25 protein-coding genes and 3 tRNA genes are annotated in these 26,875 nt (G+C 45.7%); 19 read left to right on the plus strand and 9 right to left on the minus strand.

The window, feature by feature from the left end:
* The first annotated feature begins 78 nt into the window (after positions 1-78).
* A complete protein-coding gene (murB, locus tag HMPREF3144_RS10690) occupies positions 79-1,131 on the plus strand; it encodes a UDP-N-acetylmuramate dehydrogenase (protein ID WP_018025707.1) in 1,053 nt (350 codons plus the stop codon).
* On the opposite strand, the gene dapB is transcribed toward murB, so the two are convergent.
* Together dapB and HMPREF3144_RS10700 are read right to left on the minus strand one after the other, a co-directional pair.
* Positions 1,132-1,920, minus strand: coding sequence for a 4-hydroxy-tetrahydrodipicolinate reductase (gene dapB, locus HMPREF3144_RS10695; RefSeq protein WP_018025708.1), 789 nt, complete (start codon positions 1,918-1,920; stop codon positions 1,132-1,134). It lies immediately after the preceding gene.
* A gap of 31 nt (positions 1,921-1,951) precedes the next feature.
* Entirely contained in the window at positions 1,952-2,464 is a 513-nt protein-coding gene (locus tag HMPREF3144_RS10700; RefSeq protein ID WP_018025709.1) for an outer membrane protein assembly factor BamE, read from the minus strand.
* Between the two features lie 350 nt (positions 2,465-2,814).
* Here HMPREF3144_RS10700 and fur point away from each other — a divergent pair, with 350 nt between their 5' ends.
* The gene (gene fur / locus HMPREF3144_RS10705; protein ID WP_018025710.1) at positions 2,815-3,237 is read left to right on the plus strand and encodes a ferric iron uptake transcriptional regulator; all 423 of its coding nucleotides are present in this window, start codon (positions 2,815-2,817) and stop codon (positions 3,235-3,237) included.
* 88 nt (positions 3,238-3,325) lie between these two features.
* On the opposite strand, the gene recN is transcribed toward fur, so the two are convergent.
* Positions 3,326-4,966: a DNA repair protein RecN gene (gene recN / locus HMPREF3144_RS10710; protein ID WP_070477851.1), complete on the minus strand. Its 1,641-nt coding sequence runs from the start codon at positions 4,964-4,966 to the stop codon at positions 3,326-3,328.
* Between the two features lie 14 nt (positions 4,967-4,980).
* Positions 4,981-5,865: an NAD kinase gene (locus HMPREF3144_RS10715; protein WP_036558630.1), complete on the minus strand. Its 885-nt coding sequence runs from the start codon at positions 5,863-5,865 to the stop codon at positions 4,981-4,983.
* Between the two features lie 112 nt (positions 5,866-5,977).
* Here HMPREF3144_RS10715 and HMPREF3144_RS10720 point away from each other — a divergent pair, with 112 nt between their 5' ends.
* From HMPREF3144_RS10720 to HMPREF3144_RS10785, 12 genes are all read left to right on the plus strand, one after another.
* On the plus strand, positions 5,978-7,108 hold the full coding sequence (locus tag HMPREF3144_RS10720) for an HrcA family transcriptional regulator (RefSeq protein ID WP_018025713.1): 1,131 nt from the start codon (positions 5,978-5,980) through the stop codon (positions 7,106-7,108).
* A 54-nt stretch (positions 7,109-7,162) separates the two neighbouring features.
* Positions 7,163-8,179 carry a ferrochelatase gene (gene hemH / locus HMPREF3144_RS10725; RefSeq protein ID WP_070477853.1) on the plus strand — a complete coding sequence of 339 codons (1,017 nt, stop codon included), beginning with the start codon at positions 7,163-7,165 and terminating at the stop codon, positions 8,177-8,179.
* A 155-nt stretch (positions 8,180-8,334) separates the two neighbouring features.
* Entirely contained in the window at positions 8,335-8,931 is a 597-nt protein-coding gene (grpE, locus tag HMPREF3144_RS10730) for a nucleotide exchange factor GrpE (protein WP_018025715.1), read from the plus strand.
* 89 nt (positions 8,932-9,020) lie between these two features.
* Entirely contained in the window at positions 9,021-10,946 is a 1,926-nt protein-coding gene (gene dnaK, locus HMPREF3144_RS10735) for a molecular chaperone DnaK (protein ID WP_018025716.1), read from the plus strand.
* A gap of 86 nt (positions 10,947-11,032) precedes the next feature.
* A complete protein-coding gene (gene dnaJ / locus HMPREF3144_RS10740) occupies positions 11,033-12,151 on the plus strand; it encodes a molecular chaperone DnaJ (RefSeq protein ID WP_018025717.1) in 1,119 nt (372 codons plus the stop codon).
* 76 nt (positions 12,152-12,227) lie between these two features.
* Positions 12,228-13,217, plus strand: a complete 990-nt coding sequence (locus HMPREF3144_RS10745) for an NAD(P)H-quinone oxidoreductase (protein WP_070477885.1) — start codon at positions 12,228-12,230, stop codon at positions 13,215-13,217.
* Between the two features lie 105 nt (positions 13,218-13,322).
* Positions 13,323-14,084 carry a triose-phosphate isomerase gene (gene tpiA / locus HMPREF3144_RS10750; RefSeq protein WP_256388369.1) on the plus strand — a complete coding sequence of 254 codons (762 nt, stop codon included), beginning with the start codon at positions 13,323-13,325 and terminating at the stop codon, positions 14,082-14,084.
* A 90-nt stretch (positions 14,085-14,174) separates the two neighbouring features.
* Positions 14,175-14,615 carry a preprotein translocase subunit SecG gene (gene secG / locus HMPREF3144_RS10755; protein WP_036558623.1) on the plus strand — a complete coding sequence of 147 codons (441 nt, stop codon included), beginning with the start codon at positions 14,175-14,177 and terminating at the stop codon, positions 14,613-14,615.
* 157 nt (positions 14,616-14,772) lie between these two features.
* A tRNA-Leu gene (locus HMPREF3144_RS10760) sits at positions 14,773-14,857 on the plus strand.
* Positions 14,858-15,358: 501 nt separating this feature from the next.
* Positions 15,359-15,646 carry a helix-turn-helix domain-containing protein gene (locus HMPREF3144_RS10770; protein ID WP_070477855.1) on the plus strand — a complete coding sequence of 96 codons (288 nt, stop codon included), beginning with the start codon at positions 15,359-15,361 and terminating at the stop codon, positions 15,644-15,646.
* Positions 15,647-16,396: 750 nt separating this feature from the next.
* Positions 16,397-17,767 (plus strand): flavin-containing monooxygenase, encoded by a 1,371-nt coding sequence (locus HMPREF3144_RS10780; RefSeq protein WP_018025725.1) that lies wholly within the window; start codon positions 16,397-16,399, stop codon positions 17,765-17,767.
* Between the two features lie 251 nt (positions 17,768-18,018).
* Positions 18,019-18,657, plus strand: coding sequence for a GNAT family N-acetyltransferase (locus HMPREF3144_RS10785; RefSeq protein WP_070477857.1), 639 nt, complete (start codon positions 18,019-18,021; stop codon positions 18,655-18,657).
* Positions 18,658-18,746: 89 nt separating this feature from the next.
* Here the strand turns inward: HMPREF3144_RS10785 and HMPREF3144_RS10790 are convergent, their stop codons facing one another.
* Complete coding sequence (locus HMPREF3144_RS10790) at positions 18,747-19,025, minus strand: DUF2798 domain-containing protein (protein ID WP_070477859.1); 279 nt, start codon at positions 19,023-19,025, stop codon at positions 18,747-18,749.
* A gap of 224 nt (positions 19,026-19,249) precedes the next feature.
* On the opposite strand from HMPREF3144_RS10790, the gene HMPREF3144_RS10795 reads away from it, so the two are divergent.
* The 3 genes from HMPREF3144_RS10795 to HMPREF3144_RS10800 all read left to right on the plus strand — a co-directional run bounded on the left by HMPREF3144_RS10795 (position 19,250) and on the right by HMPREF3144_RS10800 (position 21,993).
* The gene (locus HMPREF3144_RS10795) at positions 19,250-21,100 is read left to right on the plus strand and encodes a Na/Pi cotransporter family protein (protein ID WP_018025727.1); all 1,851 of its coding nucleotides are present in this window, start codon (positions 19,250-19,252) and stop codon (positions 21,098-21,100) included.
* A gap of 145 nt (positions 21,101-21,245) precedes the next feature.
* The gene (locus tag HMPREF3144_RS11625) at positions 21,246-21,506 is read left to right on the plus strand and encodes a hypothetical protein (RefSeq protein WP_141742780.1); all 261 of its coding nucleotides are present in this window, start codon (positions 21,246-21,248) and stop codon (positions 21,504-21,506) included.
* A 148-nt stretch (positions 21,507-21,654) separates the two neighbouring features.
* Positions 21,655-21,993: a carboxymuconolactone decarboxylase family protein gene (locus tag HMPREF3144_RS10800; RefSeq protein ID WP_018025728.1), complete on the plus strand. Its 339-nt coding sequence runs from the start codon at positions 21,655-21,657 to the stop codon at positions 21,991-21,993.
* 98 nt (positions 21,994-22,091) lie between these two features.
* On the opposite strand, the gene dctM is transcribed toward HMPREF3144_RS10800, so the two are convergent.
* The 3 genes from dctM to HMPREF3144_RS10815 all read right to left on the minus strand — a co-directional run bounded on the left by dctM (position 22,092) and on the right by HMPREF3144_RS10815 (position 25,193).
* Positions 22,092-23,375, minus strand: a complete 1,284-nt coding sequence (gene dctM / locus HMPREF3144_RS10805; protein WP_018025729.1) for a C4-dicarboxylate TRAP transporter large permease protein DctM — start codon at positions 23,373-23,375, stop codon at positions 22,092-22,094.
* Entirely contained in the window at positions 23,375-24,055 is a 681-nt protein-coding gene (locus HMPREF3144_RS10810; protein WP_018025730.1) for a TRAP transporter small permease, read from the minus strand. The genes dctM and HMPREF3144_RS10810 overlap by 1 nt, the downstream gene beginning before the upstream one ends.
* A gap of 139 nt (positions 24,056-24,194) precedes the next feature.
* Positions 24,195-25,193 (minus strand): TRAP transporter substrate-binding protein, encoded by a 999-nt coding sequence (locus tag HMPREF3144_RS10815; RefSeq protein WP_018025731.1) that lies wholly within the window; start codon positions 25,191-25,193, stop codon positions 24,195-24,197.
* A 350-nt stretch (positions 25,194-25,543) separates the two neighbouring features.
* Here HMPREF3144_RS10815 and HMPREF3144_RS10820 point away from each other — a divergent pair.
* Positions 25,544-25,620: transfer RNA gene (locus tag HMPREF3144_RS10820), tRNA-Met, on the plus strand.
* A 12-nt stretch (positions 25,621-25,632) separates the two neighbouring features.
* Positions 25,633-25,710: transfer RNA gene (locus tag HMPREF3144_RS10825), tRNA-Arg, on the plus strand.
* A 137-nt stretch (positions 25,711-25,847) separates the two neighbouring features.
* Here the strand turns inward: HMPREF3144_RS10825 and HMPREF3144_RS10830 are convergent.
* Positions 25,848-26,861 (minus strand): Bug family tripartite tricarboxylate transporter substrate binding protein, encoded by a 1,014-nt coding sequence (locus HMPREF3144_RS10830; RefSeq protein ID WP_070477861.1) that lies wholly within the window; start codon positions 26,859-26,861, stop codon positions 25,848-25,850.
* Positions 26,862-26,875: the final 14 nt, after the last annotated feature.

Consider the following 26,875-nt stretch of genomic DNA (forward strand, 5'->3'; position numbering starts at 1 on the left):
AGGTGCTTTTGAAAAAGCTAAGTCATCAATCAAGCTAAGATATAATCTTAGCATTAAGAAATTAGTCATGTCAAAAAAATGTTATCTACATCAATTGCCTCATCTATCACCTCTCAGCAGGATTTAAGCCGTTTTAATACCTTTGCTTTGTCATCTAAAGCAAAGCAATATATTGATTTAAAAGAAAAAAAACAGTTATTGCCACTTGCTGAGTATCTGCATGAGCAGGCTTTATTAGCGCAAGTTTTTATTTTAGGTGGTGGTAGTAATGTTGTTTTAGCGCCACAAATAGATTGTTTTGTTGTGCATAACCAACTAAAAGGGATTGAGTTACTTGCAGAAGAAGCAGATTATTTTTTAATTAAAGCGGCTGCCGGTGAGCTTTGGCATGATTTTGTACAGTACTGCTTGGATCAGGGTTGGCATGGTTTAGAAAATCTTGCCCTGATACCGGGTACGGTGGGTGCAGCCCCGGTACAAAATATTGGAGCCTATGGTAGGGAGCTTAAGGATTTTTGTTACGAGGTTGAGGTCTTTGATTTTGCAACAAAGCAGTTTGCTACCTTAAGTAATGCGCAGTGTTGTTTTAGCTACAGGGATAGTTATTTTAAGCAGGGTGGACGTGGTTTATTAATTGTTTCTGTGACCTTTAAATTACCGCGTCCATGGCAGGCACAATTAAATTACCCTGATTTAAAGCCGCTCTTAGATGAAGTGGATAATGCCTGCCTTGATAGGATCACCGCTGCGCAGGTGTTTAATCAGGTTTGTGCTGTACGTCGCTTTAAATTGCCCGATCCAGCAGAAATCGGTAATGCAGGTAGTTTTTTTAAAAACCCTATCGTTGATGCTCAATGCCATCATGACTTAAAGGCGCAATACCCCACGATGCCATCTTATGAACAGGCTGATGGTCGTTATAAATTAGCGGCTGGTTGGTTAATTGATCAATGCGCTTGGAAGGGTAGAGCCTTGGGGCGTGCGGCGGTACATCAGCGACAGGCCTTGGTGCTCGTCAATGGTGGCGGCGCCACGGCTGAGGATATTGCGCAATTAGCGGATAAAATAAAAGCGGACGTGTGGGATAAATTTAACGTCCACTTGGAGCCTGAGCCTACCTTTGTGGTCTAGCTAGACCATCAGGTCGCGCATACTGTAGAAGCCCTTATTCTTGTCCCTAAGGAAGAGGGCAGCTTGTATACTGCCAGAGGCATAGATGGTGCGGTTAGTTGCCTTGTGTGTGAGCTCAATCCGCTCGCCTGGACCTGCAAAGCTTACCGTATGGTCACCAATCACATCGCCCCCGCGAAATACGCTAAAGCCAATCCGGCCTTTTTCACGTACGCCCGTCACGCCGTGACGTGCCCAATCGGCAATCTTATCTAGATCACGCCCCTTGGCTTGCGCCACCACCTCAGCCATTTTAAGGGCTGTACCTGAGGGGGCATCGACCTTGTTGCGGTGGTGAGCTTCAAAGACTTCAACATCGTAGTCGTCATTGAAAAGTTGCGCTGCTTTTTCTAAAAGTAAATAAAGCGCATTGACGCCAATACTCATATTGGGTGAAAAAAGAATAGCAATCTCGCTTGCGGCCGCTTCCAGCGTAGCTAATTGCTCGGCGCTAAAGCCCGTGGTGCCGATGACCATCTTAACCCCATGGCTTTGACATGCTGTAAGGTGATTAAGTGTACCCTCTGGTCGAGTAAAATCAATGAGACAATCAGCATGTGCGAGCACGGATAAATCGCTACTGATGGTTACGCCAGACTTCATACCAAGAAAGTCCGCCGCATCGCGCCCCTCTTCATCAGCGCCCGGCAGACAAAGTGCGGCAGCAAGGCTTAACTCAGGATGATTAATAACTGCTTCAACGAGCATGCGACCCATCCGACCATTGGCACCGGCAACTGCAATACGCATAAAAAATCCTATAACAATAAATTAATCAAATCTACTCTGCTAGCGGCGTCGTTTGAAAACCATCCTCTGTGGCTGCTGCGCTAGCATCAAACTCGGGGTTCTCAGGTGTGGCAGAAATACTTGAGCGCTGTGTCTCAAAATCGGCTGGCTGACCTTCAGGTAGGGGATCATGCGCCCAGCGCTCTAATAAGTCATTTTCATCGAACCATAAAGAAAGGTTGCGATGTACTGGCTTACCATAACCCGGCTTATAGTGATATGGGTAGTCCCAACGATTAGGGTGGAAGATGTCCACCAGAGTAGGCGTACCGAGTGCATATAGAACTTGGTCTTTAGTAAAGCCCTGGCGTAAATAGGATACCTGCTCCGCAGTTACCCAGTTACCCTGTTGTGTCGGTGCCCGATAGGGGAAGCCCCACTTGCCCGATGAGCAGCCGACTAAGGTCACGAGGGCTGCAACGGCTATCAGCTTTGCAATACCGGCGCTACCCGATTTGATCGCTACGCCTGATGGTGAGACCTTGTTATTGGCAACTTGATTCATAAGCATACTCTGTAAAATAATTTAAGCTGAAAAAAAGATTATCGCTGACCATGTATATTAACGTTTAATTCTAGCATAAGCACTAAATCACAAATTACTCTAGGGATAGCGCAAATAGATTTTTATTTAGCTAAGTGGCGCTTAGCTCATAGCGTTTATTTATAGAAAATTCTGATTAGATCGTTTTTAGCTGATAGCTTTTATCTATAGATTCGAGTTTCATTGTGTTAAAATGGGGCGTTGCAAGTTTACTAATCGTATTTATTCATTTTTTAAGCGCTTTACTGTCGTCTTATTTTTTAATTGCATTATGATCGACAGAGTGATGACTGTTAATTTTGGGGGTATACATGAGTGAATCACAGGCCTTACAAAGCATGGGTTTAAAAGCGACCTATCCTCGCTTAAAGATTTTAGAAATTTTCCAACGTCCTGATGCCGGTCATTTAAGTGCAGAGGATGTATACCGTATATTGCTTAATGAAAATACTGAGATCGGTTTAGCCACGGTATATCGTGTGCTAACGCAGTTTGAAGAAGCGGGTATTTTAACTAAGCATCAGTTTGATAATGGTCGTGCGGTCTATGAAATTGATGATGGTAGTCATCATGACCATTTGGTTTGTTCCGTTTGCAAGACAGTGGTTGAGTTTGTTGATGAGGCCATTGAGGAGCGTCAACATATCATCGCTCAAAAGTATGATTTTGTCTTAGAGAGCCATGCCTTAGTGCTTTACGGTATTTGCAGTCAATGTGCAAAGAAAATTCGCTAATGGCGTGACTTAGCAGCTTACAAATCATCGCCCCTGATAGCGTTTGCAGATTTGCTCAGCTATCAGGGGTTTATTTTTTGCTAAAGGCTTAGTGCTTAAGCATCTCTGCGGCATGTTTTAATGTGGTCTCGGAGATATTGAGGCCGCCCAGCATCCTGGCGACTTCATGTATACGCTGCTGCTCGTTGAGTGGCTTGATGCTCGAGCGGGTGGTGCCGTCTTGCTCCTCTTTACTAACCTCAAAGTGATGGTGTGCACAAGCGGCGACTTGAGCCAAATGCGTAACACAAAGTACCTGATGATCACTGCCTAATTGTCTAAGTAAACGACCGACAATTTCAGCGACACCGCCACCAATACCCGTATCCACCTCATCAAAAATAAGCGTAGGTACCTGACCCGCTTTATTGGCAATGACCGAGAGGGCAAGGGATATACGTGCTAACTCACCCCCAGAGGCGATTTTATTTAAGGGGCGCGGCGTGGTGCCAGCGTGACCAGCCACATTAAACTGCACCTGATCAATGCCGTGAATAGAAGGTGCGGCGGGTTGTAGTGCAACCTCAAAGCGACCACCTTGCATCGCAAGCGTTTGCATGACCTCAGTCACCATCTTAGAAAGTGTGGCGGCCGTTTTTTGACGTTCAGCGGATAGCTCCTCGGCTAACTGCATATAGGCCTGCTTATTTTGTGCAACCAGTTCCTGCAAGGCATCGACGTTAAGACCGAACTCCAACTCGGCTAAGCGGCTTTCTAAATCACTTAAGACAAGGTGCAATGACTCCGGTGGGCTATTAAACTTTTTGGCGGCATCAAACAATTGACGCATACGGCGCTCGGTTTCTTCTAGGCGTTGAGGATCGAGTTCCACCTCATCCAAAAAGCGATTTAAATCGTGCGTAGCCTCTACACAGCAAATACGTGCCGCGTCTAAGCTTTCAGCGATCGGGGCTAAACTCGAATCATGGCTTGAAAGCTGTTGGATCTTCTGTAGGCAGCGATTAAGCATGGTGATAATGCTTTGCTCCTCGCCGTCAAGCTGTTCCACCACCGCACCCGCACCTTCTAATAGCGCAGCGGCATTGGAGAGGCGATTAAAGGATTGGTCAATCTGCTCCCACTCATCGGCTTGAGGCTTAAGATTGCTTAGCTCTTGAACTTGCCATTGCAAATGCTCTTGCTCTAATTTGCGTTGCTGCTCGTTCTTTAAAAAATCATCTAATTTTTGTTGATTTTCTTGCCAAGTACGCCAACGTTCAGCTAATGAGGTTAATAATCCGCCAAGCTGTGCATGGGCATCAAGTAATTGCCGTTGAGCTGTGTTTTGAAGTAGGCTCTGGTGCTGATGCTGCCCATGAATATCGACCAGCATCTCACCTAGTGCCTTAAGTTGCGACAGGGTGCAAGGACTATCATTAATAAAGGCACGGCTCTTGGCTTGTTGCGTGATAATGCGGCGTACGATCAACTCCTCATCACGGAAACCATTGGCTTTTAGCCAGTCGGCAACGGCCGGGCTGGGATCAAAAACGGCACTGATTTCAGTGCGCTCACAGCCCTCGCGAATCACACCCACATCGGTGCGACCACCCAGTGCCAGGCTCAGGGCATCAATTAAAATTGATTTACCGGCGCCGGTCTCACCGGAAAACACAGTAAAACCGTCCTCAAAATGTAGATCGGTTTTTTCGACGATAACAAAATCACGAATATGTAGGGAGCTAAGCATAGGAGAATGATCGTTTAGTTGGTAGGCATGACATTCCAATTCATCTTATGGCGTAGGGTGCCAAAGAAACTATAGCCGATGGGATGTAAAAAAGTCATCTTATGCCGGGCTTTTTTGACCACCACCTTGTCGCCTATATGCAAATTAATCCAGGTTTGCATATCAAAATGTACACTTGCACCGTAACCACCACGGCTAATATCCTGTAGGGTGAGGGTTAAGACACCGTTATCCGGTACCACAATCGGGCGTGCCGAGAGTGTTTGTGGCGCCACGGGTACCAGTAAAAAGGCCTCCAGCGCTGGGTGCATAATCGGTCCGTTGGCGCTGAGTGAGTAGGCGGTTGAGCCGGTCGGGGTTGATACAATGAGGCCGTCTGCGCGCTGCTTATACATCAAATCGTCGTCATACAGCACCTCGATTTCGATCATGCCGCCGTAGCCGGAGCGATTTAGCACCACGTCATTAATCGCCAGATCACTGGTCAGCACTGCCTCATCACGGATCACTTCCCCACTGAGAAGGCTGCGACTTTCTTTAGAAAACTTACCCTCAAGTACCGCCTCCAGCGCTTCGGTCGCATTTTCCATGGGGATATCGGTAATAAAGCCCAAACGACCGTGGTTAATGCCAAGAATGGGGATGTTGTAGGGTGAAAGCTTGCGACCGACGCCTAGCACCGTACCGTCACCACCCATCACCACCGCTAAATCCACCTTGCCGCCCATCTCTGAGGCTTCGATAGCAGGATACTCCTTGACCCCGGTGTGTATGGCCGTGTCTTTGTCAAGGACGACGGATAATCCGGCATGCTTGAGAATCTCAGCCATCCTGCGTAAGGGGGTGTCCATACCCGAGTCCTGATACCGACCAAATAAAGCCACCGTTGAAAAATGCATAAGTAGACCCAACTAGTAAATATATAATGAATTTTACATCATACCCAAAAGCTTTAATATAAGTGCAACCGCCCCATTATCAAAGCAAAAATACACCGTTTCTGAATTAATCATGTTAGATGAGCGCGCACACGCTTTATTGCAAGCGATTGTTGAACGATATATACAAGAGGGCTCCCCTGTGGGCTCCAAATCCCTGTCTTCTTTATTTTCCTTGTCGCCAGCGACCATTCGCAGTGTGATGGGTGAGTTGGAGAGTGTGGGTTTGATTCATAGCCCGCACACCTCCGCTGGGCGTGTGCCTACGCCTAAGGGCTATCGTTTATTTGTGGATCATCTACTTTCCTCGAATGCGGATAAGTTTAATCAGGACTTTAATTTGGAGCAGGACTTTAGTCAGGCGTTGTTGCAGGACCTTTTTTGTGAAATAAAAATCGACTCGGGTCGGGATGTGGCCAAAGAGCCTTTTATGACTCAGGGTGCAGCGACAGACCTTGCCGCTAGTTTGGTGCATGCCTTTGATGGTGTGGATCCAAAAACGGCCTTTAGTACAGCCGTTGATATGGTCTCTGAATTAACAAAGTTTGCCGGTGTGGTGATGATCCCGCAACCCTCACAGGTGGTGAAGCACATTGATTTTATACAGCTCTCAAAGACGCGTGTGTTGTTGGTGATTGTGACACCTGAGGGTGATGTGCAAAATCGCATTTTCTATGTGGATAAAGAGTACCAGAGCTCGGAGCTGCAATATGCGGCCAATTACTTTAATCAGCATTTTTCGGGCAAATCCTTTGCTGAGGTGCTGACGGCACTGAGTAGTGAGTTAAATCAATTGCAAAGCGATATTAGCCATCTAATGCGGGCGGCGTTTGAGGGTAGCGTACAAGCCAAGGAGGAGTCAGAGTCGGTGCATATCCGCGGCGAGCATCGTTTGTTAGGTGTCAGTGATTTAACCGCTGATATGGATAGATTACGCCAGCTATTTCAACTCTTTGAGGAAAAAACAGAGCTTTATCAATTGATGGATGTGTCTAGTCGTTCACAAGGTGTGCAAATCTTTATCGGTGGTGATTCGCAATTGCTGCCGATGGGGGATATGTCGGTGATTGCAGCACCCTATCAGCTTAATGGTAAAATCATCGGGGCCTTGGGCGTTATTGGTCCAAGTCGCATGGCATATCAACGAGTCATTACCATTGTTGATGTAACTGCTAAATTATTGTCTAAAGCGGTCAGTCGCTAGTATTAAGTTTTTTTAAGCTGATTATTTTAAGCTTGAAGTTTGTTGAGAGTAGGTATGAATCAAGCAAGCGCACAAACCAAGCCAATTGGGGTGTTACTGGTGAATCTGGGCACCCCTAAGGAGCCTACACCCGCTGCGGTTAAGGCTTATTTGGATGAGTTTTTATCCGATCCAAAGGTCGTGGAATTGCCACCATGGTTATGGCAACCCTTATTGAAGTTTGTGATTACACCACGTCGCTCCAAGCCCGTGGCAGCGAATTATCAATTAATCTGGATGCCGCAGGGCTCACCGCTCTATGTCCACACCAAAGCACAGGCAGACAAGTTACAGCAGCGTTTATCCGCTGCGTGCCAAGCAGAGCAAGCGCCAGTGCTAGTAGACTTTGCCATGCGCTATGGTGAGCCACGGCTGAATGAAAGATTAGATGCCTTGCGTGCTCAGGGCTGTGAAAATATCTTGGTGGTGCCGATGTATCCGCAGTTTTCCGGTAGTACCACCGGTACCATTTTGGACTATCTCGGGCGTTACAATGTCAACTTGCGCGACCCGGTTAATTTTCGTGCCATCAAGCATTACACCGACCACCCCCGCTATATTGAGGCCTTAGCGCGCAGTATTGAGAATTATTGGTCGCAGCATGGTAAAGCGGAGCATTTATTATTGAGTTTTCATGGCTTGCCCCAGGCCATGGCGGATAAGGGCGATCCCTATTGGGACCATTGCCATTTAACGGCAGCGTTGTTGCGTGAGGCCTTACAAGCGCAGGGGGTGCCCTTGGCAGTAAGTTTCCAAAGTCGCTTTGGCAAGGCCAAGTGGATTGGTCCCAGCACAGAAGAAACGGTTAGAAAATGCGCCCAAGCGGGTATCAAAAAACTTGATGTGATTTGCCCTGGGTTTAGTGTGGATTGCTTAGAGACCCTAGAAGAAATTGCCATGGGCTGTAAGGAAATCTTTGAACAAGAGGAAGGGGGCGAGGCGCTACGCTATATCCCATGCCTGAATGCCGAGGACGACTGGATGCATGCCTTGCAATCGTTGGTAGAAACGAACCTCCAAGGGTGGCGTTAAGCGCTTTAGCTCAAAAAGATTTACTTGATACCTTGAAAAAGGGCTAAGTCATACCATATACAAAGTATATTCGGTTGCAAAGTGACGCCGGACCTAGTAGGGCGATTGGTCGTGACTTTGCTTTTTGTTATTTATATTATTTCAGGAATGCTTTTATGACTGATAAGAACCAAGAGCAAGAGCAGCCTCAAACAACGGCTGAGCACCTCGTGAGTGAGGAGGAGTTAAGTCAAGCTGAGCCCATTACGGAAGAGGAATTGGCGGAGAGCTTGGGCGTTGAGACTGAGGAAGCGAGTGAGGATTTAGGCGCGATGGTGACTGAGCTGCAAAGCGAGGTCGCACGCTTACATGATGAGCTGTTAAGAGCCCGTGCTGAGGTTGAAAATATTCGCCGTCGCAGCGAGGAAGAAGTGTCTAAAGCACGTAAGTTCTCATTAAAGTCCTTTGCTGAGAGCTTGATTCCGGTACGTGATAGCTTAGAAGCTGCGTTAGCGCATGAGCAGCAATCTACTGAGAGCTATAAAGAGGGTACTGAGACCACCTTGCGTCAATTAACTCAAGCCTTTGAGCGCAATAGCTTAAAAGAAGTGGCGCCTGCCGTGGGTGATGTGTTTGATCCTAATGTGCATCAGGCCATTTCATCAGTCAGTGATCCAAACCATGCGGCCAATACTATTGTGCAAGTATTGCAAAAGGGCTATTGCCTCTCCGAGCGCGTGGTGCGTCCGGCGCTCGTTGTGGTTGCGGTATAAAAATTTATAAAAAATCTCTTGAAATACAAATTTTCAACCCTATCTTGTTTAGGTCAGAAATTAAATTGTTTTCGTAAGGAAAATTACATATGTCTAAAATTATTGGTATTGACTTAGGTACTACCAACAGCTGCGTCTCATTATTAGACGGTAAGCAAATCAAGATTATCGAAAATGCAGAGGGCGGTCGTACTATGCCATCCGTCGTGGCTTATTTACAAGACGGAGAGATTTTAGTCGGTGCGCCGGCCAAGCGTCAGGCAGTGACTAATCCTAAAAATACACTTTACGCAATTAAGCGTTTAATCGGTCGTCGTTTTGATGATGCCGAGGTACAAAAAGACATCCAAATCACCCCTTACCAAATCGTTAAGGCGGACAATGGTGACGCCTGGGTTGAGGTCAATGGTAAGAAAATGGCGCCGCCACAGGTGTCTGCTGAGGTACTTCGCAAGATGAAGGAAACGGCCGAAGCTTTCTTAGGTGAGCCGGTAACTGAAGCGGTGATTACCGTACCTGCCTACTTTAACGACAGTCAGCGCCAAGCCACTCAGGACGCTGGTCGTATTGCGGGTCTGGAAGTTAAGCGTATTATTAACGAGCCAACTGCGGCAGCCTTAGCCTTTGGTATGGACAAAGTAGACGCAGGCGATCGTAAGATTGCGGTGTTTGACTTAGGTGGTGGTACCTTTGACGTGTCAATCATTGAGATTGCCGACGTTGATGGTGATAAGCAGTTCGAAGTACTCTCGACTAACGGTGATACCTTCCTAGGTGGTGAGGACTTTGACCAGCGTATTATTGAGTACATCATCGATGAGTTCAAAAAGGAACAGGGCGTTGATTTATCTAAAGACGTATTGGCATTACAGCGTCTAAAAGAGGCGGCTGAAAAGGCTAAGATTGAGCTTTCTTCAACCACTCAAACAGACGTTAACTTACCATACGTGACGGCTGATGCTTCAGGTCCTAAGCACTTGAATATCCGCTTAACACGTGCCAAGTTAGAGGCTTTAGTTGAGGACTTGGTTGAGCGTACGCTTGAGCCTTGCCGTGTGGCGATTAAGGATGCCGGTATTAAGCTCTCTGAAATCGACGACGTGATCTTGGTTGGTGGTATGACTCGTATGCCAGCCGTTCAGGAAAAGGTGAAGGAGTTCTTTGGTAAGGATCCGCGTAAGGATGTGAATCCAGATGAAGCAGTAGCGCAGGGTGCAGCCCTACAGGGTTCGGTCTTATCGGGTGATCGCACTGACGTTCTTTTATTAGACGTTACGCCATTATCCTTAGGTATTGAAACCTTGGGCGGTGTGATGACTAAGATGATTGAGAAAAACACAACCATCCCAACGCGTCACCAGCAAACCTTCTCAACTGCGGATGATAACCAGCCTGCGGTTACCATTAAGGTGTACCAAGGTGAGCGTGAGATTGCTTCAGGTAATAAGCTCTTAGGTGAGTTTAACCTAGAGGGTATCCCGCCGGCACCGCGTGGTTTACCTCAGATTGAAGTGACCTTTGATATTGACGCTAACGGTGTGTTACACGTTTCAGCGAAGGATAAGGGTACTGGTAAGGAAAATCAGGTGACCATTAAGGCCAACTCCGGTTTATCGGATGAGGAAGTTGAGCGCATGATTAAAGACGCGGAGGCCAATGCCGAAGAGGATAAGCGCACCGCTGAATTAGTCAGTGCACGTAACCAGGCAGACGTTTTAGTGCACAGCACTCGCAAGTCTTTACAGGAGTACGGCGACAAGCTGGAGGCTTCTGAAAAAGAAGCGATTGAGAGCGCTATCAAGGACTTGGAAGAAGCGATCAAGGGTGACGATAAGGCTGCCATTGATGCGAAGACTGAGGCCCTAGGCGTTGCTTCTCAAAAGCTTGGCGAAAAGATGTACGCTGATATGCAAGCGCAAGCGGCGGCTCAACAGGGCGCAGCGGGTGCGGATGCTCAGCCACAGGACGAGAATGTCGTCGACGCTGACTTCAAAGAAGTAAAGCGTGAAGACTAAGTAGTCTTGGCTTAAGAAAATGCTCCCAGCACGGTTCTTTCCTTGCGGGAGCATTTTGTTTGTAAAAATACAAAGGTTAAATTCAAATGGCAAAAGCTGATTATTATGAATCCTTAGGCCTCGGTAAAAACGCAACGGAAGACGAGATTAAAAAGGCCTTCCGTAAACTCGCCATGAAGTACCACCCCGATCGTACCCAAGGGGATAAGGCGGCAGAAGAAAAGTTTAAAACGATCAAAGAGGCCTACGATGTGCTTTCCGACCCGGAAAAGAAGGCAGCCTACGATCGTTTTGGTCATGCCGGCGTTGATCCGAATGCAATGGGCGGTGGTGCAGGTTTTGATGACTTGGGTGATATTTTTGGCGGTATTTTTGGCGATATCTTCGGTCAGAGTGGTGCCCGTCAAAGCGGTCCGCGTGTAAGTCGCGGTGCGGATTTGCGTTATCGCATGGAGATTACGCTTGAACAGGCAGCTGCAGGCTATAAGACCGAGATCCGTGTACCGAGTTGGGAAATTTGTGAGACCTGTCACGGTAGCGGCGCCAAAGAGGGTACTGAGCCGACCACATGTAGTATGTGTCATGGTAGCGGGACCATGAATGTGCGTCAAGGCATTTTCCATATGCAGCAGACGTGTCCTAAATGTCACGGTTCTGGCAAGGAGATTAAGGATCCTTGTAAAACATGTGACGGTGTGGGTCGCGTACGCAAGCATAAAACCTTGGCCGTGGACATTCCTGCTGGTATTGACAGCGGCATGCGTGTACGCTCTGCTGGCAATGGCGAACCGGGCGAAAATGGCGGCCCTCCGGGTGATTTATACATTGATGTATTGATTAAACCGCATGATATCTTTACCCGTGATGGCGATGATTTGCATTGCGAAGTACCGCTGTCTTTTGTTACCGCGGCACTGGGTGGTACGCTAACCGTTCCAACCCTTAACGGTAAGGGCGAGATTAAAATCCCTGAAGGCACACAAACTTCCAAGGTGTTCCGCCTACGTGGCAAGGGTATTAAGGGTGTTCGTGCTGGTTACCCGGGCGATTTATATTGTCATGTGGTGGTTGAAACCCCGGTGCGTCTAAGTGATGAGCAAAAAGACTTACTCAAGAAGTTTGCTGATTCTGTGGAAAAAGATGCAGATAAGCATTCACCGCAAAATAAGTCTTGGGGCGATCGCTTAAGAAATTTTTTCAATTAATGATTCAATAAATCAAAAGCCTCTTTTGTATACTAAGCAAAAGAGGCTTTTCTTATCAATGAAGGAGTGGCTAATGATGAAAGCGATTGAGATTAAGGGAGCGGGTGGTCCTGAGGTATTGCACGTGTGCGAGCGCGAAAAACCATCACTCAAGGCTGGTGAGGTGTTAATTCGAGTCAAGGCGGCCGGTATTAATCGCCCCGATGTGGCGCAACGTCAAGGTAGCTATCCTCCTCCTAAGGGCGCTTCCGATCTGCCCGGTTTAGAGGTAGCAGGGGTGATTGTTGAGGGTGATCTGAGCGGCACGAATCTCAACATCGGTGATGCGGTCTGTGCCTTAACACCGGGTGGCGGTTATGCAGAATATGTCGCAACGCCCGCCGCACATTGCCTACCCATTCCGCAGGGCTTAAGCATGGTTGAGGCCGCTGGTTTGCCCGAGACTTACTTTACGGTGTGGGTGAATGTCTTTGACCGCGCGGGCTTAGCTGAGGGCGAAACTTTACTGGTTCACGGGGGTGCAAGCGGTATTGGTACGACAGCGATTCAAATCGCTAAGGCAATGGGTCATACGGTGTATGCAACGGCAGGTTCAGATGAGCGCGTGCAAGCGATTGAAGCCTTGGGTTGTGATAAGGGCATTAACTATAAAACTCAGGACTTTGTTGATGTGATTGCTGAACTGACAAATAAGCGAGGCGTGGATGTGATCCTGGATATGGTCGCCGGTGATTATATTAGTAAAAATATCCGTTGCTTGGCGGAAGATGGTCGTTTATCAATGATTGCGATTATGGGTGGTCGTATGGGCGAGCTGGATGCAGCGCGGCTTGTGTTTAAACGACTGACCGTCACTGGCTCCAGTCTCAGACCGCGGAGCGATGAATATAAGGCAAAAATTGCCCGTGCGCTGCAAGAAAAGGTCTGGCCATTGATTGAGGCAGGGAAGATTAAGCCGGTGGTGCATGCGGTACTTGATTATCAAGAGATTCGCCAAGCGCATGAAATGATGGATGCGGGTGAGCAAATCGGTAAAATTATCATCACTTTTCCGGACAGCGAATAGATTTTCAAGCTATAATTACGGGTTATCTTGGAATACCGAATTACTAATTCATTAATAGTGACTGTGACTGATCATCATCTTAATGCGCTTGCCACCACGCCCCAAATCCTTAGGGATGGTCGAGGCGGTCGATTAATTCTTGGCAACTGGAAAATGCACGGTAGTATTAAAGAAAACCGTGAGTTAATGCGTCGATTATTAGAGGGGGCGGAGGCGCTACCTGCCGCTGTGGCGTTAGGTGTCTGTGTGCCGTTTCCCTATTTGGCCCAAGCCAGAGAGTTGCTCTACGCCAGTGATATTAGCTGGGGCGCGCAGGATGTGAGTTGTCATGCGCAGGGCGCCTATACAGGTGAGGTTTCGGCGCAAATGCTATGCGATTTTGGCGCCACTTGGGTGTTGGTTGGTCATTCGGAGCGTCGCACCATGCACGGTGAGACCAGCGCACAGGTTGCCGAAAAGGCACAAAAAGCACTTAAGCGTGGTTTGACGCCGGTCGTCTGTGTGGGGGAATCCTATAAAGCGCATGAGGATGGTGCTGCTTTGGAGGTGATCCGTGAGCAGCTTAAACCAATCTTAGCCTTAGGTGCTGAGCAGGTATCAAAGATGGTCATTGCCTATGAGCCGATCTGGGCCATTGGTACAGGACTGACAGCGACACCCGAGCAGGCGCAGACAGTGCATGCCTATATTCGTTCCCTGCTAGAGGCAATTGGGGTGTCAGAACTATTTATTTTATACGGTGGTAGTGTAAAGCCGGATAATGCTGCCAGTTTATTTGCCATGCCAGATATTAATGGTGCCTTAGTCGGTGGTGCATCACTGGATGCCAAGGATTTTTTAGCGATTGCTAACGCTGGCTTAAAGTAGTATCCGGCTGCGGTTTTGCATGTCGTGTTATTTGTTTTTAATTTTTAAAGTTTTGAGCTAATTGCTCTTATTCCTTCGTTGGAGTTTTTAATGCCGTCATTTATTTTTCCAGTATTGATTGTGGTGCAAGTGATTGCTGCTTTTGCCGTGATTGTTCTTGTCATGTTGCAACAAGGCAAGGGCGCTGATATGGGTTCGGCGTTTGGTAGTGGTTCTGCAGGTAGTATTTTCGGTTCTGCCGGTGCCTCAAACTTTTTCTCTCGCATGACCAAGTGGGCTGCCATCATCTTCTTTATTTGTACTTTAGGTTTAGCCTATATTGGTAGCACTTCAATGGCACCGACGCAATCCTCGGGTGGCACTGATGCTGGCTTGATGGAGCAGTATAATGAGCTTCCGGTCGCTCCAGGCGCTAGTGGTGCCAGTGTACCTGCAACGCCAGATGCGACGGATAGTGCTGTTCCAGCAGCACCGTCTATGGCTACGCCGGTAGCGCCAGCAACAGAAAACACGACTCCAGCTACTGAGTAGTCGCCGTTAATAATGGTGTGTGGTTTTTTTGCTGATCACGCGCTTTTAAGCAGGTAGATTTTGGGTGATGGCGGAAATTAAGCCTTGCGGAATCGCCAAAGCCATGATAGAATCTACCTCTTTATCGCAAGATAAAAATTCAATCATCTACATAATTGCTCACGTGGTGGAATTGGTAGACACGCTACCTTGAGGTGGTAGTGGCGAGAGCCTTGGGAGTTCAAGTCTCCCCGTGAGCACCATCAGTCAAATTTACTCCCCTTTTATTCCCTTTAAAAATCTTCAATAAGACCCATGAAATCAAAGGGTTGTGGTATTTTTGCAGCTTAAATTTCTGTAATTTCCTTTAAGTTTTTTTAGTCTTATTTTGGGCTATTCCCATAAATTTGTTGGGATCATAAACTGTTGATCCCAACACTTTATAAAATTAATAAAATGATTTATGGTGTGCATCACGGTAGAGAGTTATGCTGGGTCATTGCACCTATCTGGTCGGATAAGGAGCGACAGGAGTTCATTGATTGGCTTGCGTGCAATCCTGAAGTTGGTGACGTTATTCCGGGTTCTGGTGGTTTACGTAAAGTACGTTGGGGAAAACAAGGCTCTGGCAAACGGGGTGGTGTAAGAGTTATCTATTTCAACCCGTCCGTAGGTGAAATAACATTACTAATAGCGTACACAAAAGCAAAATTCGACAACCTTTCTACTGAGTTTTTGCTTAAACTGAAAAATGAGGTGTCCAAATGCATGATAAAGAGATGAAACAGTTTGAAGAAGACCTTCTTCAATCCGTAAGAGAAATGAAAAACCGGAAGTTTGCTTCATCAACCAAAGTCAATGTGACAGAAGTCACTAAAGCTCGTATCAATGCAGGTTTATCTCAAGACTCTTTTGCCAAATTGATGGGGATTTCCATTCGCACCTTGCAAGAATGGGGGCAAGGTAGACGAAAACCCAGTGGTGCTGCGCAAACATTGTTAAAAATAGCTAATCGGTATCCAGAGGTATTACGTGAGTTAAACGGTGTATGACCCCCATTTTTAGGAACACCTTTTGTGGAATGATATGGATTTTAAACCGCTTTAAGTTGCGGGGGTACGCCTCCTATAGTCATGGCAGGCTGTACGTTATTCTCTGGGTCACTATATCAGGCTACACAAAGGCTCCCGTATACTCAACTTATATATCTACGGAACGATAACTGATTATGCAAAAAACACCCCAGCATGTCTCTAAGTTCGTAAGACTCTTTATTTTTTTAGTTTTTTTTATTCTTACTTTTTTATTGCTTGCCCCTATTTACTCTTGGCTTGGTGATTTGTTTCTGGCGGAAAGTGTTTTATGGTTTACCATAAAGTTCGGTTTGGGGGATGTTAGTTATTTTGGTTTTTTGGTATTAATAGCCATTAATTTGATACCAGCACTAGTAAGCTATAAGTTATTCTTGTATTTGCATTCTCGTAAATTAGCCAGTTGTGATAAATGTTATCGGTAATGATTTAGGGGATGGTTACCCTCAAACTAGCAAATCACGTTCCGTACAGTGTTTACTGGCTAGCAAATTATCCCTCATTTGAAGCATCTGCTTATGTCTGTTATAATCATCATGTTAGTATCAGTACTAGTATTGATTGATGCTATGTAATTATCTTACGCTGCAGAGATTTGCGGCGATCAGTTAGGGTGTTGTTAGTGCCCTGTCAAATTTTTTCTATTAATCAGTAATCACACGCTCTGATGTAGATAGCATAGAGCGTATAAATAATTGGTGGTATCTTATTTTGAATAAACGTAAAACGAGAATTGCTATTTTAGGTGCGGGTCCAAGTGGTTTAGCCCAACTACGTGCGTTTGAGGCGTTGCGTAAAGCAGGCGTCACCGATTTGCCAGAAATTGTCTGTTATGAAAAACAAAATGACGTGGGCGGTATGTGGAACTACACATGGCGTACAGGTCTTGATAAAAACGGCGAACCCGTGCACGGGAGTATGTACCGTTATCTGTGGTCTAACGGTCCTAAAGAGTGTTTAGAGTTTGCGGACTACTCTTTTGATCAGCATTTTGATCAACCAATTCCTTCTTATCCGCCGCGTGAGGTGCTTAAAGACTACATCATGGGACGTCTAGATAAACGTGCGATCTTTAATTATATCCGTTTCGAGTGCCCTGTACGTTGGGTGACCTTTGATGATGAAACCCAACTGTTTACCGTAACGGTAATGAATCACAAAACCGGTGAGCAAGAATCTGAAGAGTTTGATTATGTAATTGTTGCCACAGGTCATTTCTCTACTCCAAATATGCCTTATTATGAGGGTTTGGAGCAGTTCCCTGGTCGTGTTTTGCATGCTCATGACTTCCGTGATGCCTTAGAATTTGAAGGCAAGGATGTATTATTAGTGGGCGGTAGTTATTCGGCAGAAGATATTGGTTCACAATGTTATAAGTATGGTGCCAAGACAGTTACTATCAGTCAGCGCAGCGGCACGTTTGGTTATGAATGGCCTGAAAGCATTTTTGAAAAGCCGGGTTTAGATCGTATTGAAGGTAATGTGGTTTATTTTACGGATGGTAGTAGTCAGCCATTTGATGCCATTATTATGTGTACCGGCTATATTTTCCACTTCCCATTCTTACCGGATGAGCTGCGTTTGGAGACGCATAACTGTTTGTATCCAGATAACCTTTATAAGGGTATCTTTTTCCAAAGTAATCCAAAGTTGATGTACTTAGGCATGCAGGATCAGTGGTTCACATTTAATATGTTTGATACCCAAGCTTGGTATGCGCGTGATTTCATGATGGGTAAAATTGAATTGCCGGATGAAGCCACTCGTCGTAAAGACATTGACTCATGGTTAGCACGTCACGAGTTGTTGGATACGGATGAAAAGTCAATTGACTTCCAAGCAAGCTACATTCAAGATTTGTTAGAAGCAACCGATTATCCAAGTTTTCCAGTTCATGAGCAGGCTGAGTTATTCAAGCGCTGGTTACAGGATAAACAGGCTGATATCATGGGCTTTAGAAATAAGTCTTATCCTTCAGCAATTACTGGAACAATGGCAGCTCAGTTGCCAAGACCTTGGTTAGAGATTAAGGACGATTCGCTTGAAGGGTTTATGTCGTTGAAGTTTAAAAAAGCGAGCTAATCCTCAGATCGATTATATAAAGCATTTTGCCTTATTGACTTCTATTGACAAATGGATTCCGGAGTAAGTACATCATTTTATTTACTCCGGATTTTTTGTACGTCACTGGTCAATTGTTCGCAGGTGCTTTAGTGCTTACCAGGATCGCCATGATATAGGCAGCAAAACAGTCAGTCTGTGAATACAATTTAACTGTGGAAGCCTTGCTACTTGTTGAAGTGCGGGTTGCTTTGATGAAATAGGAGCGTGAGTTGAATCGATCCATAGTCCATCAGTTAAGCATTCGTCCGCTTAAGCAAGAAGAGCTAGTAGATGCCGTGGCAATTTGTGCGCAGGCCATGCGTGATAACCCATTACATACAAAGGTATTTGGGCAGGCTGAAGAAAAACGCCAGCGTCGACTGCAACGTTTCTTTCCCGGGATGCTCGCCTATGTGGCGCGTAAAGGTTGCTTGTACGGCGCCTTTGTTGAGCGGCGTTTAGTCGGGGTACTTGGGGTTTTGGCCCCTGGGCATTGTAGCCCCTCACTTATGGATATGATGCGGCTACTACCTTCGATGGTGTTTTCAAATAGCTTGTTAGGGCAATTGCGCTTGGCTATCTGGCTAGGCAGTTGGGCTAAACTACACCCCCGTAGCCCGCATTGGCACTTGGGTCCCCTGGCTGTTGATCCAGCTTGGCAAGGGCAGGGTATTGCTCGACAATTATTGACGCGGGCTTGTGAGCAGGCCGAGCTGCGGGCACCAAGTGCTCCCCTCTATTTAGAAACTGATAAACCAGAAAATGTACGCTATTATAAACGTATTGGTTTTTATACGCTAGACAGCCCACGGATTTTAGGCACTCAAAGCTGGTTGATGCTTAGATTTAACAGTGTCGAGCAACGTTAGCCCTGACAGCTCTCAGCGGCAGCTAGCGGTCAAGGCTAGAGCAGTGCGAGCTCCTAAGTGATTGTTTTAAATCCAATGCAACGTGGGGCTTATTGCTTTTTAGTCGGCGTATAAATCATCGTGCCGACTACGCGCCGCAAGATTGGCAGAATGATTAGAACTAATGGAAAGGCGATTAACCAAGACTGAAGCCAGTTATTGAGCCATATTGGAAAAATGCCATCTACCAAGCCCAAATTTTTAATGGTGTTGTAAGCTGAAACAACCCCACTCATAATGCCTGATAATAATAACGGCATTAACCAATGGATGCTGCTTGCAGGTAATTTTGGCAATAAGCCAAAAAAGAAATGCGTATGTTTCTTCATAGTAAATATGAGTTAAAAATTAATTAAACGGATAATGCGTAGGCCGACTATGCCTATGAACGATCATAGGATAATGACAAATTTTTAGTTGTCGCACACCGCTCTATACTAGGTATTTTAATCCTTGTTAGTGAGAATTTCAGTTATTTATTAGACTTGACTAATGTTGATAGGCTTACATTGCTAAACTATAGGGAATTTAAACAGTGAATCACAGGGGTAGCATGACTAAAAGCTTAGTAAGACCAATGTTGATAGCTTTATTCTTAGCTGCGATGGCTTATTCTTTTTCGCAAAGTGAGCCATGGTTAGTATTGAGCTATGGCTTAGCCCTGTTTATTTTTGGCTTGCAATGCATCAAAGAGGGTTTACAAAATAGTGTGGGTGGCGCTTTTGAACGGTTTTTGGTCTATAGTACAGCGACTAAATTAAAAGGCTTTGCTTTCGGCGTTGTATCCACTTTTTTCTTGCAATCCAGTACGCTCGTCTCCTTGCTGACCATGGCATTTTTAAGTACCGGCATGATTGGCTTGGTGAGTGGTATTGCTATTAACTTAGGGACTAATATCGGGGCCACGAGTGGAATTTGGTTGTTGGCCTTGATTGGCCACAATGTGAGTCTAGGTGCCGTGGCGGTGCCCATGCTTGTGTTTGGGGTTTTCTTTAGTTTGCTTGAGGGTAAGTATAAGTTTTTCGGTCGTGTTTTAGTTGGTATTGCCCTGATTTTTTTTGGGATTGATGCCATCAAGTTGAGTTTTGATAATATCGACAATCAGTTGTTAATGCAATCGATTACGGTGAGCGGTATTGCGCAAATTATGTTGTTTAGTGGGGTGGGTTTGCTTGTCACGATGGCTTTGCAATCCTCTCATGCGACCTTAATTTTAACCTTGGCCTTATTAGGCAGTGAGCAAATTGCTTTGATGCAAGCCTTTGCGATTGCCCTTGGCTCCAACTTAGGGAGTAGTGTGACAACCAGCTTGGTTGGCATGTTGGGTAACGATCGCAAGGGGCGGCGGCTAGCCCTGGCACATTTGATTTTTAATATCGTCACGGTGATGCTAGGACTGTTATTATGGGTGCCGATAGTTAGTGTAGTAAGCTATATCAGCGAGAAAACGGGGATGAATCATTTGCTGCAATTGGCGTTTTTTCATACCTTAGTTAACTTTGTAGGGCTATTAGTGTTTTGGCCGTGGCAGGATCATTTTGCGCATTTTCTCTACCGACTGTTACCGGATAAGACTGAGCCGATTTTAGCTGACAATGAATTTAAAACGGTGGGCGCAATTTACCTTCAAGCGAATATGTTACGTTCAGGTGAGACGGCTTATCGTGCTGTGTTCCAAGAGCTACAACATTTTAGCTCCTTATGCTTAGAGGTGATTTGTCATGTGTTATTTATTCCGCCAGCCGATCTGCGCCGTAACGCTGGCAAGGGTGCGGTATGTGCTCATACGGTGAGTGAGCCAGTCGGTCCATTTAAGTTAAATGCCCGAGCACTCTATGAAGCTCAAATCAAGCCTATTTATAGTGATTTGCTGGACTTTATGAGCAAAATGGATATTGATAGTGAGCTTCATCAAGAGCGATTAAAAGAAGCTAACATCGTGATGTTGCGCATGGTCGATATCATCAAAGATGCAAAGCATCTACAAAAAAACATGCAAATCTATTTACAAAACCACGACGCTGCTCCCCATCATGAGTACCTCAAATTAAGACAATACCTGTTCAAGGTTTTATGCTTAGCTCAGCACATGATTATGACTAAAGCAGATACAGAGGCCTGGCCTAATATGATGAATGAGTTACAGCGGCAGATTCAAAAACTTGACGAATTTCGCGCACGTGCCATGCAAAAATTGCGTCACAATGAATTAGATGGTTGGCAAACTTCTTCCTTGATGAATGATAGTCGCTATGCCAGAGACATTGGCAATGGTTTGATGGAAATTCTGCAAATGCCCTTAAATGCACCACCAGCTGTCGCTGAGGAGGAAATGACACTTAACGCGCGCAAGGAGCAGGGCAGGAAAGCCGAGCTGATGAATAGCGTTAATCACGATGATTAAAAAATAGGGTGAGCTTATCTACGAGGGACTGATAGTGTGGTAGGTGGGTGATAGCGTGTATATGCTTGCCTAGTCAGTCAAAGTGGCTGCTAGCTATGTTAAGCTTAGTTTGTATTGTTTTACTCAGCCATAAGTTAAATTCCTTATGAAAAAAATCCTTAGTCTTTTCTTTGCTATGATTGCACTCATTAGTCTGACGGCTTGTACGAGTAATTCGGGCAAGCCTAGGGTGTCTGCGGGGGCGAGCCATTCAGTGCCGTTTACTGTGGGTTCTGATACGCCCGCTTGGATCACTAACGCAATCAGGTTTTATCCATGGTCTAGCGGGCGTAAGATCCGAGTGTCAACAGGTGTGTCTGTCAAACCCACGAAAAATACCAATGCGGGTGTGGGCATTGATTGGTAGTTTCCGCGTGTGCAGGAATGAAGTCAGCTTGACAGTAAAAAAATAGCGTGTTAAATTACTTATAACTACATTAGCTATTACTAATGTTATTCACTTTAACTGAGTTATTCTAGTTTGATTTTACTAACAATGCTTCAAGGAGTGCAGTATGAGTTATAAGGAATTAACCCAGGTCGTTTCTGGTAATTTACGCGATTTAAAGCAGGGCAATCCTGAGCTTATGAAAGGCTTTGCTGCCCTATCATCTGCCGCGACCAAAGCAGGTGCACTAGATGAGAAAACCAAGGAGTTATTAGCCTTAGCCATTGCTATTGCGATTCGTTGCGATGACTGTATCGCTTTCCATACGCAAGCTTGTATTCGCTTAGGTATGAGTAAAGAAGAGTTAGAGGAGTTGGTTGGGGTAGCTGTCATGATGGGTGGTGGCCCATCGCTCATGTACGGCAGCCATGCAATTGCTGCTTTTAAGGAGTTCTCCGCAGCGTAATCAGCAATGAGTTGTTACGGGCTTTGTACCTACCACAGACACTAAAAAGGGTGAGGTTTAGACCTCACCCGATTCAAAACACTTCCTAGCACCAGAAACTACTGGGCACCGAGTAACTCAGGTAAACCGAGTGAAACGATCGGCACATAGGTAATGACCATTAGGAATGTCAATAAAATCAGCAACCATGGCATGGCAGCCTTGATTGTTTTAGTTACTGGCATACCGGTGACGGCAGAGCTGACAAATAAGTTCAGACCGACCGGTGGGGTAATGAGACCGATTTCCATATTGACGACCATGATGATACCGAAGTGAATCGGATCAATGCCTAGTTCCACTGCAATAGGGAAGAAAATCGGCGCCATAATTAAAATAATCGCTGATGGCTCCATAAAGTTACCAGCAACCAAGAGCACCAAGTTCACGACAATCAAGAACATCCAGGGCTCTAAGCCAAGTCCTAATACCCATTGCGAGATGAGTTGAGGGATTTGCTCAGTGGTCAGTACATGGGCAAAAAGCATGGCGTTAGCGATGATGAACATCAGCATCACGGTCATTTTGCCTGAGTCTAGCATCACGCGTGGTAAGTCTTTAAAGCCCATATCCTTGTACACAAAGAGAGCAATAAAGGCTGAATAAACTGCCGCCACAGCTGCTGCCTCAGTCGGGGTATACATACCGGAGTAAATACCGCCCAGAATAATCACAATCAGCAACAAGCCCCACAGGGATTTTCTTAAGGCCACGAGCCATTCGCGGAGGCTGGCACGAGGTTGTGCTGGGAGGTTTTTAACGCGCGCTACGATATAAATGGCTACCATCAGTGCAGCCCCCAGTAACAGTCCTGGTACCACACCCGCAATAAACATTTTACCCACGGATTGCTCAGTAGCAGCCGCATAGACCACCATCACGATGGAGGGTGGAATCAAAATACCTAGTGTACCGGCGTTACAAATAATCCCTGCACCGAACTCAATTGGATAGCCGGAGCGTACCATACCGGCGATCGCAATAGAACCCACGGCAGCTACCGTGGCTGGGCTGGAGCCTGATAGCGCAGCAAAAAGCATACATGCGAGCACCGAACCGATGGCTAAACCACCGCGCACATGACCTACACATGCATTAGCAAAGTCAATTAAGCGTCGAGCCACCCCACCGGTCGTCATAAAGGCGCCCGCAATTAAAAAGAAGGGAATCGCCAGTAGGGTATAGTGTTCAGAGGTTTCAAACATCTTGATCACTAATCCACGCACGGTGTCAGGACTAAAGAACATGATGGTAATGGCACTAGACAGACCTAGTGAAATAGCAATGGGCACACCGATTAGCATCAAGCCGAAAAGCAAAGCGAATAAAACTAGTACTGTCATTACTTCTTCTCCATGACGACATCCGTGTTGTTCGCGTGACGCTGTGTGGAGAGTTCCTCGACCGCGTCTCTAGCTTCATCCGCCAGCCCCAGATCATCTTGCTGACCGGTAATTAAGCGGTAGCCGATTTCTAAATAGCGGATAATAAATAGTAAAAAACCAATCGGCACAATGATCGTGACATGCCAACGAGCGACGCCGAAGCGGTCAAGACCATTGGTTAGGGTGCCATATTTATAAAAGGTATAAACCCACTCTAAGCTGGCTTCAAACATGATGCCGCCATAGAGTAAGCAGGCGCTTAAGCCAATAAAGGCCAGAATACGTCGTGTGCGTGTATCGAATAATTTAATCAGTGCATCTACGCCCAAGTGACCACCGACGCGAACGCCATAGGACATGCAGAAAAAGATGAGCCAGGCAAAGCAGATGGCAGTGAACTCATTGGCCCAGTTAAAAAATGTGGCGGTATCCATAATGAAGTCGCCAATCGTATCAAAAAAATCACCTGCAGCCGTGTCTACAAACCAACCGCCTAGCCCATACAAAGGTACGTAGAGGTTATTAAACATGGTGTAGAAAAAAGTCACAAGTGTCATCGCAGAAAGAATAAATACGATCAGAAATTTTTCAGTTTTCTGCCATAATAAATCCATTTTGCGGTAGGTATGACTAAACATAAAGTTTTCCTTTACCTAATAGCTAGAAATTTGTGATGCTGCTGTTGCAGCGATTGATATGCGTTATGAGTTGTATAAAAAATGCCCCCTGAGTTGTTTGATAGCTTAGGGGGCATTCATTCACCACGTGATCGAGTGCTTATTTTTTGTTAGCGTCTACGGCTGCTTGAATTAAATCAGCGCCGATTTCACCCTCGAACTTCTTCCATACCGGTTGTACAGCTTCACGCCATTGCTCACGCTCTTCAGGCGTTAGCGTGATGATTTCGGTTGTGCCTGCATTAAGGATATTTTGCTTATCACCGTCGTTTAGCTCTTTAGCCATTTTGTTAACCTCAACAGTGACTTCCTTTAATACATCTTCAAGGGCAGTACGAACATCGCTGTCTAAGCCGTTCCAGAACTTAGTATTGGTGATAACCATATAGTCAATCAAACCGTGATTTGACTCAGTAATGTACTTCTGCACCTCATGCATTTTTTGAGAATAGATATTGGAATAGGGATTCTCAGCGCCGTTAACTACACCTGTTTGTAGTGATTGATAAACCTCAGCGAAAGCGATTTTACGAGGGTTAGCGCGCAATGCTTTAAACTGCTCTTCAAGGACATTAGAAGCCTGTACACGGAAGCGTAGACCACGCGCATCACGCGGTACACGTAGCGGCTGGTTAGCAGATAACTGCTTCATACCATTGTGCCAGTAGGTTAAACCGGTGATGTTCTTATCTTCCATGCTTTTTAAGAGGCTTTGACCAGCTTCACTTTGTTGGAAACGGTCAAGGGCATCAATATCTTCAAATAAGAAGGGTAAATCGAAAATCTGGATTTTCTTCTGGAAATGCTCAAACTTAGCTAAAGAAGGTGCTAATAACTGTACGTCACCAGAGAGTAGGGCATCCATCTCCTGACCGTCACCATATAAGGAAGAGTTAGAGTAAACCTCCACTTTGACCTTATCGCCTAGGCGCTCCTCTGCTTTTTGCTTAAATAATAAGGCGCCTTTACCCTTAGGGGTTGAGTCGGCTACAACGTGAGCGAATTTAATCACAACGGGTGATTGTGCTTGTGCTGTCCCCATAAAGCCTGCCATTGATAATGCAACAGGCAACACGAGCGCTTTAAAAATTTTTTTCATGTGTTTAATACTCCATCCTTAGTGTAAATAAAAGTCGCAAACTCAATGCAACATTGCAAGATGTACATTTGATTACGACTTGAAACCTTAATCATAACTGATTCTAGCTGTAGTTTTCAAAATTTTCTTAATCTGCTGATCTTGCTCAAGGATTCAGGGCAAATCAAGAATATACACGCTAAAATTTTCCCTGAGTTTTGTATTATCAAAGTCGGTCTTGCAGTTTTTTGTAGTAATATCCAATAAAGTGTGTGTTTTATAGCTAAGAAATTCTTAATTGTTAAATTAGTCTGATTGAGGCTTGACATCTTGTTTTATTGATAATATAATCTTTTTCTTAGGTTGTTAGAGGCTCTTTAGCTCAGTTGGTTAGAGCGACGGAATCATAATCCGCAGGTCCCCCGTTCGAGTCGGGGAAGAGCCACCAAACACCTCATATGCGCCCGTAGCTCAGTTGGATTAGAGTGCTTGGCTACGAACCAAGAGGTCGTGGGTTCAATTCCTGCCGGGCGCGCCAGATTATAAGCCCTCATAGCATTTGTTATGAGGGTTTTTTCATTATGTTTTAGGATAATAAGCGCTTATCCGCTTTTAGAAACGATTAACGATTAACGGTCCCAGTATTTACTCAGGACCGTTACTCTTTGTGCTATCTTAATCTAGTTTGATGGCTGCAGATTTAATCATTTCTTGGTATTTTGCTAATTCCTCTTTAGCATAATTAGTGAAATCTTGGGCGCTACCAGGTTCTAAATCAGAGGCCATATTGCGCATCTGCTGTTGTACACGCTCATCTTTCATACCTTCTGCGTAGGCTTGGTTGAGTTTTTCGATAATAGCTTCCGGTGTGCCGGCCGGCGCAACCACACCAAACCAGGTGGAGATATCGAAATTCGCAATGCCACTTTCTTCAAGTGTCGGTACCTCACTTAAAAAACTACTGCGTTCGGTGGTCGTAACGGCCAAGGCGACGACTTCATCTGCTTTAATTTGTGGGAGTGACGATGCTAGATTATCAAACATGAGTTGCGTTTGATTAGCTAATAGCGCCATTTTGGCGGGGTTTGCACCTTGGTAGGGGATATGCAGCATATCCACCGCCGCACGCTGTTTAAATAATTCGCCAGCCAAATGACCAGCACTGCCATTACCACCCGAAGCGTAGTTAACTTTATCACCATGTTGTTTTAGATAATCAACTAAGGTCTGGACATCGTTGATGCCATTTTCAGTAGCAAACTTTTTATTTAGAATGAGCACATTTGGCACATTGGATAAAAGTATCACCGGCGCAAAGTCTTTGCTCGGGTCAAAGGGCATTTTTTGATAGAGCCAAGGATTAATCGCCATGGTTGCAACCGCTCCCATGCCTAGGGTATAGCCATCGGCTTTGGCTTGAGGAACACTTGCTAAACCCACATTGCCACCGGCGCCGGCTTTATTTTCAACGATCACATTTTGGCCAAGCGTTTCTTGGACTCGCTCACCTAATTGACGGGCGGCTGCATCCAATGGGCCACCCGCTGCGTAGGGCACCACAAAATGAATGACTTTATTAGGATAATTGCTAGCTTCATCGGCTAGGGCAGGGGCATTTGTTAGGCATAAACCTACGCCAAGCGCTGTGAGTGTTAAGCGTTTTAAGAAATTACGTTTGTGATTGTTCATATCGAGTTTCCTAG

The organism is Oligella sp. HMSC05A10, assembly GCF_001808335.1.
Classification (GTDB): domain Bacteria; phylum Pseudomonadota; class Gammaproteobacteria; order Burkholderiales; family Burkholderiaceae_B; genus Oligella; species Oligella urethralis.

Excerpts from the sequence above, each read along its gene's own strand:
- murB (WP_018025707.1), top strand. The coding sequence starts at position 79 with ATGTTATCTACATCAATTGCCTCATCTATCACCTCTCAGCAGGATTTA.
- dapB (WP_018025708.1), bottom strand. The coding sequence starts at position 1,920 with ATGCGTATTGCAGTTGCCGGTGCCAATGGTCGGATGGGTCGCATGCTC.
- HMPREF3144_RS10700 (WP_018025709.1), bottom strand. The coding sequence starts at position 2,464 with ATGAATCAAGTTGCCAATAACAAGGTCTCACCATCAGGCGTAGCGATC.
- fur (WP_018025710.1), top strand. The coding sequence starts at position 2,815 with ATGAGTGAATCACAGGCCTTACAAAGCATGGGTTTAAAAGCGACCTAT.
- recN (WP_070477851.1), bottom strand. The coding sequence starts at position 4,966 with ATGCTTAGCTCCCTACATATTCGTGATTTTGTTATCGTCGAAAAAACC.
- HMPREF3144_RS10715 (WP_036558630.1), bottom strand. The coding sequence starts at position 5,865 with ATGCATTTTTCAACGGTGGCTTTATTTGGTCGGTATCAGGACTCGGGT.
- HMPREF3144_RS10720 (WP_018025713.1), top strand. The coding sequence starts at position 5,978 with ATGTTAGATGAGCGCGCACACGCTTTATTGCAAGCGATTGTTGAACGA.
- hemH (WP_070477853.1), top strand. The coding sequence starts at position 7,163 with ATGAATCAAGCAAGCGCACAAACCAAGCCAATTGGGGTGTTACTGGTG.
- grpE (WP_018025715.1), top strand. The coding sequence starts at position 8,335 with ATGACTGATAAGAACCAAGAGCAAGAGCAGCCTCAAACAACGGCTGAG.
- dnaK (WP_018025716.1), top strand. The coding sequence starts at position 9,021 with ATGTCTAAAATTATTGGTATTGACTTAGGTACTACCAACAGCTGCGTC.
- dnaJ (WP_018025717.1), top strand. The coding sequence starts at position 11,033 with ATGGCAAAAGCTGATTATTATGAATCCTTAGGCCTCGGTAAAAACGCA.
- HMPREF3144_RS10745 (WP_070477885.1), top strand. The coding sequence starts at position 12,228 with ATGAAAGCGATTGAGATTAAGGGAGCGGGTGGTCCTGAGGTATTGCAC.
- secG (WP_036558623.1), top strand. The coding sequence starts at position 14,175 with ATGCCGTCATTTATTTTTCCAGTATTGATTGTGGTGCAAGTGATTGCT.
- HMPREF3144_RS10770 (WP_070477855.1), top strand. The coding sequence starts at position 15,359 with ATGCATGATAAAGAGATGAAACAGTTTGAAGAAGACCTTCTTCAATCC.
- HMPREF3144_RS10790 (WP_070477859.1), bottom strand. The coding sequence starts at position 19,025 with ATGAAGAAACATACGCATTTCTTTTTTGGCTTATTGCCAAAATTACCT.
- HMPREF3144_RS10795 (WP_018025727.1), top strand. The coding sequence starts at position 19,250 with ATGACTAAAAGCTTAGTAAGACCAATGTTGATAGCTTTATTCTTAGCT.
- HMPREF3144_RS11625 (WP_141742780.1), top strand. The coding sequence starts at position 21,246 with ATGAAAAAAATCCTTAGTCTTTTCTTTGCTATGATTGCACTCATTAGT.
- HMPREF3144_RS10800 (WP_018025728.1), top strand. The coding sequence starts at position 21,655 with ATGAGTTATAAGGAATTAACCCAGGTCGTTTCTGGTAATTTACGCGAT.
- dctM (WP_018025729.1), bottom strand. The coding sequence starts at position 23,375 with ATGACAGTACTAGTTTTATTCGCTTTGCTTTTCGGCTTGATGCTAATC.
- HMPREF3144_RS10810 (WP_018025730.1), bottom strand. The coding sequence starts at position 24,055 with ATGTTTAGTCATACCTACCGCAAAATGGATTTATTATGGCAGAAAACT.
- HMPREF3144_RS10815 (WP_018025731.1), bottom strand. The coding sequence starts at position 25,193 with ATGAAAAAAATTTTTAAAGCGCTCGTGTTGCCTGTTGCATTATCAATG.
- HMPREF3144_RS10830 (WP_070477861.1), bottom strand. The coding sequence starts at position 26,861 with ATGAACAATCACAAACGTAATTTCTTAAAACGCTTAACACTCACAGCG.